Annotated in this window: 2 protein-coding genes; both read left to right on the forward strand. The window is 37.6% G+C overall.

What is annotated here, in order from left to right; translation table 11 throughout:
- The first annotated feature begins 73 nt into the window (after nucleotides 1-73).
- A complete protein-coding gene (locus CSD97_RS18515; RefSeq protein WP_081106211.1) occupies nucleotides 74-3010 on the forward strand; it encodes a TonB-dependent receptor in 2937 nt (978 codons plus the stop codon).
- An 18-nt stretch (nucleotides 3011-3028) separates the two neighbouring features.
- Nucleotides 3029-4489: a RagB/SusD family nutrient uptake outer membrane protein gene (locus CSD97_RS18520; protein ID WP_016274185.1), complete on the forward strand. Its 1461-nt coding sequence runs from the start codon at nucleotides 3029-3031 to the stop codon at nucleotides 4487-4489.
- The last annotated feature ends 974 nt before the right edge of the window (nucleotides 4490-5463 follow it).

The raw sequence follows: 5463 nt of genomic DNA on the forward strand, positions 1-5463 counted from the left end.
ATAGTGATTTCTATCACATGGTATAATCGCTTGATTATTAATAAAATAAGAGTGTTGTAGTTCCGCGAAAACTCTGCTAATTTCGTATGTTGGTATGCAAACGCAAGAGGTGGCTGTCGCACCTTCTTTAAGAGTCATCTTAAAGTCCGACAGTGAAATTCTTGATGAAGTAACAGTCATAGCTTATGGTACTGCAAAGAAGAACTCACTAACAGGTTCTGTTGCTACTATCAAATCCAGTGATATGGAAAAGCTTCCAGTTACTTCATTTGAAAAAGCATTACAAGGATTGTCTCCTGGGCTGCAGATCGCAAGTGTCTCCGGTCAACCGGGTTCGTCTACACAGGTACGTATTCGTGGTATCGGGTCTATGTCTGCCTCAAGTACCCCACTTTATGTTATAGATGGAGTTGCTATTGAAGCTGCAAACTTAAGTGAAGTTGCAAATACCAGTAAATATGGGACAAGTGCAAATCCACTTTCAAACTTAAATCCGAATGATATTGAGTCTATTACCATCTTAAAAGATGCTTCTGCTGCTTCTCTGTACGGATCACGTGCGGCCAATGGTGTTATTCTGATTACAACGAAGCAGGGTAAAAAAGGACAAGCCAAGGTTAGCTTTAAAGCTCAAATGTCATCTTCCAAACTCCCTTCTGGTGGTTATAATTTGATGAATGCCTCCGAACATTATGCTCTGTATTATGGAGGCTTCTATAATAATAATATTGCTAAAGGCATGTCCTCAGAAGAAGCTTCTGCTGCAGCCAACAAATCCACACAAAGCATGTATGGGCGAAATCCATATAATGTTGCTAACCCTCTGGATGCTTCTGGCGACTTGACATCTGGCGCTCAATTGATGATTGATACCGATTGGTTGGATGAAGTCTTCAGAACCGGGATGTCACAAGAATACGATATCAGTGTAAATGGAGGAAACGAGAAATCAAAATACTTCATTTCTATGGGATATATGAATCAAGAGGGTATTGTGATTGGTTCGGATTTTGAACGATATTCAGGTCGTGCAAATGTCTCAACGGAAATTAAACCTTGGTTCAGTATGGGTATCAATTCCACTTTCTCTTTGGCAAAACAAAACACTCCTGTAGGTGGAGGTGGTGGTGCTAGTCCTTTGACTAATGGTATTTTCCTACCCAATGCTGTTCCAGTATATGATTTGGATGAAAATTTCCAAATGCAATATGATGAGAATGGCAAACCTCTTTATAACTTCAAGAATCCCATATTTCAGGATATGAATGTTATATCATTTGCACAAACTGACAAATATGCAACTAACACATACCGTGTTTTGGTAAATCCCTACGTGGATTTCAACTTTTATGGAGTTCATTGGAAAACAAGTCTTTCATATGATTATATTAATTTGGATGAAACGCAATGGTATAATGCGGAGCATGGTAATGGTAAAGCTGCACAAGGACGCTTGTACAAATATGCCATTTGGAACAACACTTTTGGATTGACCAGTACATTAAATTATAATTTCAACATAAAGGAAGACCATCACTTCTCGGTATTGGCTGGTTATGAAATCTATAATAAAGAGTACAAGCGCACTTATGCACAAGGAACAAAATTTCCGATTGGTGGTTTGACAGAGCTGAATGTAGCTGCTACTCCGCAAGAAGTAGGTTCTGTAACAGATAAAGAGCGCATGCTTTCTTATTTTGGTCGATTAAATTATGATTATCAGAATAAATATTTTGCCTCATTCAGTATTCGCTCCGATGGTTCTTCACGTTTTGCACCGGGACATCGTTATGGTACATTTTGGAGTGTCGGATTAAATTGGCGCGTCAGCGAAGAAAACTTCATGAAATATATTACCTGGATCGATGACTTGAAACTACGTGCCAGCTATGGTACTTCAGGTAACAAAACATCTGATTACTTATATGGTTACCAAGCTTTCTATGAAGGTGGAGCCAATTATAACGGAGAGTCTGGCTTCAGACATTCTCAATTAGCAAATCCTGATTTGTCATGGGAAAAATCCAAAAACTTCAATGTGGGATTGGATTTTGCAGTACTTAACAGTCGCCTGCATGGATCCATTGACTATTATATCAAAAACTCTGATGAACTGTTATTGGAAAAACCTTTAGCCGGTTCTACGGGGTTGGACATAATTATGTCTAATTTGGGTGGTATGCGTAACTCTGGTATAGAAGTAGATTTGCATTCCCTGAATATTCAAGCCGGAGACTTTAATTGGGGAACCGACTTCAATATCTCTTTTAACAAGAATGAAATCACTTCTTATCCCGAAGAACAGGAAGTTGTTGGTACAAAAGTTCGTACGGTAGGCTACAGCCTTTATGAATTTTACATGCAAGAATGGGCCGGAGTAGATAAAGAAACCGGTGCTCCACTTTGGTATAAAGACGTAAAAGATGATAAAGGTAATCCGACAGGTGAAAGAACTACCACTTCAACTTACTCTACTGCAGACAAATACAAACTTGGTTCTGCACTTCCCAATGTATTTGGAGGTTTGAATAACACATTTACATTTAAAGGATTAGACCTTTCATTCCTCTTTACTTATAGTTTTGGAGGAAAGATATATGATGCGTACGAAGCCAATTTGCTGAATGATGGTAACAACAACGGTTATCAAGCCATCAAAGATCAAGCGAATTATTGGACAAAAGAGAATCCAAACGCTCCGAATCCTGCATTCTTGCCCAATAACACTTCAAGTTCTCATTCTACATCAAGCCGCTATTTGCACGATGCAGATTTCATTAAATTTAAAAATATCAACTTAGGTTATACTCTACCAAAAAAATGGACACAGAAGATACAGTTGGAGACAGTACGTTTCTTTGGAAGTCTGGAGAATATCTGTGTATGGAACTTGGATGGTAGTTTCAAAGGTTACGATGTGGAATTGGGAGGTGTAACCGGAGTATTGGACGGTGCAGGTACGGTTCCATTGCCTCGTACAATCTTATTTGGTATAAATGTTGGTTTCTAATTTAAAATTGAGATTACGATGAATAGAATAAAGCAAACTATAATAGCACTTGCAATAGGTCTTAGCTTAGCAAATTGCGGTGATGATTTTTTGGATACTACTTCTTCGGACCAAATGTCCGATTCTAACACCTTTACTACGATAGACGGTGCGCAGCAAGTGTTGACCGGTGCTTATGACTGGTTGACCAATGGCTGGTTGGCTCATATGACCAACCAATATATTTTCTTCTTGCCTGACATTATGGGAGATGACGCATTGGTGACACCTGACCCCAACTACAATTATGGACGTTTTGTGTCTCCTTATCAATATACAGTTTCTCCAGGAAGTACCTATACTGATGACCCGTGGAAGGGATGTTACAGTATCATAGATAATACGAATGCCATTTTGGATAATATCGGAAACCTGGCAGAAAGTGCAGAGCGTAACAGAATTGAAGGTGAAGCGCTATCTCTAAGAGCTTATACTTATCATTTCTTAGTAAGAATGTATGCCAAACCTGTGAACAAGTACCCGGATAATCCGAGCATAATTTTACGTATTTCTTCTGGAACAGAAGACCTTCCTCGTGCTACGGTAAAAGATGTTTATAATCAACTTGTCGTTGACATGGAAAAAGCATGTGGATTGTTGGACCAGCATTCTTCTTCATCCAAGGCATATATCGGTGCGAATGCTGCTCATGGAATTCTTGCACGTTTGTATTTGGATTTAGGTGATGAAACAAATGGCATCAAACATGCCAATGCTGCATTGAAAGGTGTTAATTTGATGAATACGGCAGTTTACACAGCTGATTTCTGTGAAGTTAACTCAGAAACACTTTGGGCTTTCGAATGTCCAACTGATGATAATCAATTCTATCTTTCATTACCCTCTTTCTGGTATTTGTGTGGAGATGATTATGAAGATGCTGTTATTGGTTATAGCTCATTACGAGTTTCAAAGGCTTTGATTAATCTAATGGAAGATAAAGATATACGCAAAACTCAGTTCCCGAAAGATTCTGAAACAAACGATTATATCAGTGAAACAGGATACTTGACAACAAAGATTCATAGTCGTAACAATGAAATGGGACAAGGCTCTTTCAATATGCTGCGTGGTTCTGAGATGTATCTTATTATTGCTGAATTAGCTGCTGACAAACAGCATTATGATGTGGCTAAAGAAGCATTAAATGTTGTTCGGATAGCTCGTGGATTGGATAAATATAGTGGAACGGATGCCGGTTTAGCAGATGAGATACAACAAGAAAGAAGGCGTGAATTATTTGCAGAGGGACATCGCCTATTCGACATGAAACGTAGAGGTTTGGCATTGACAAGAACTGGAGTTGACGGACACGATTTGTGGACTAGTCAATTAGACCTTCCTGCTGGCTCTGATAGATTTGAATTACCTATTCCGCAAGCAGAGATTGATGCTAATGGAGAACTGACAAATAATGATCAGAATCCTGCTTATAAATAAGTCTGTAAGAAGGAGTATATCTGATTTATGAACTTTCAAAACATCTCTATTTGATAGGGTGTTTTCTAAATAAAGTGTTTTAAAAGCCGTTCACTGTGAAGTAAGCGGCTTTTGTTATTCTATCTTTTCCACTTTATTTCTGCAACAATCATTTCCAAATAGGACGTATAGAAATCTGCTGCCGGGGATTAACGGTTATTTCTTCCTCGTCTTCCAAAGTGATGCCAATGGAGAGATTAAAAGTATACCGGCACGTATCATACTGCATAGACTTTATGGAGAAGAGCTGAAACGATAAAAATATCCTCTCTTCAATAAACAGCAAACCTGAATTGTCTGCACGACACGGGAGTCAGCGCGGATTACAAAAGTACATTCTTTATTCCCCTGAATTATAAAAATATATCCACTCAGTCTTCGTTATTCTATGTAGACTATATTCTCTTACAAGAAGACTTCCTCATTACGTTTTTGACATGCTCCAAACAGTAGTTTTTCATAGCTATAGAATTCTTTACTCCAATTACTTTGTATTTGGAATAATCTCCATTTATAAGATAGAGACAATTACATGGTGTTCTATGTATAAAATGGATAAATAGGTAGGATAGTATTTATGTAACCATTATAAATTCAATAGTATTTTACATAAGGGTTTACATTCTCATAGATGGAATAAACAACACGAGTAAATAATTGACAAAAAGCAACTAAATGATAGATATTGACAAAGCCCTTCTAGTTTTTGAGAAAAAAGATCCTAACGTTATGATTATAGCACATCAGTACAGAATTAAACACCTTCAAATCAGGATATTACCATTACAAATAGTATCATATAAGTAGATTGTCATTTACAGTGGATATGTATAGAGTATCTTCTCTAGAGGAATACTTTATTTCAGGAGCTCTTTTTGTTTATTTTATATTGCTTATTATCAACAATATAGACATAATGTAGTTCCGCGAAAACT

Source organism: Bacteroides sp. AR29 (assembly GCF_900217715.1).
GTDB classification, from domain to species: domain Bacteria; phylum Bacteroidota; class Bacteroidia; order Bacteroidales; family Bacteroidaceae; genus Bacteroides; species Bacteroides uniformis.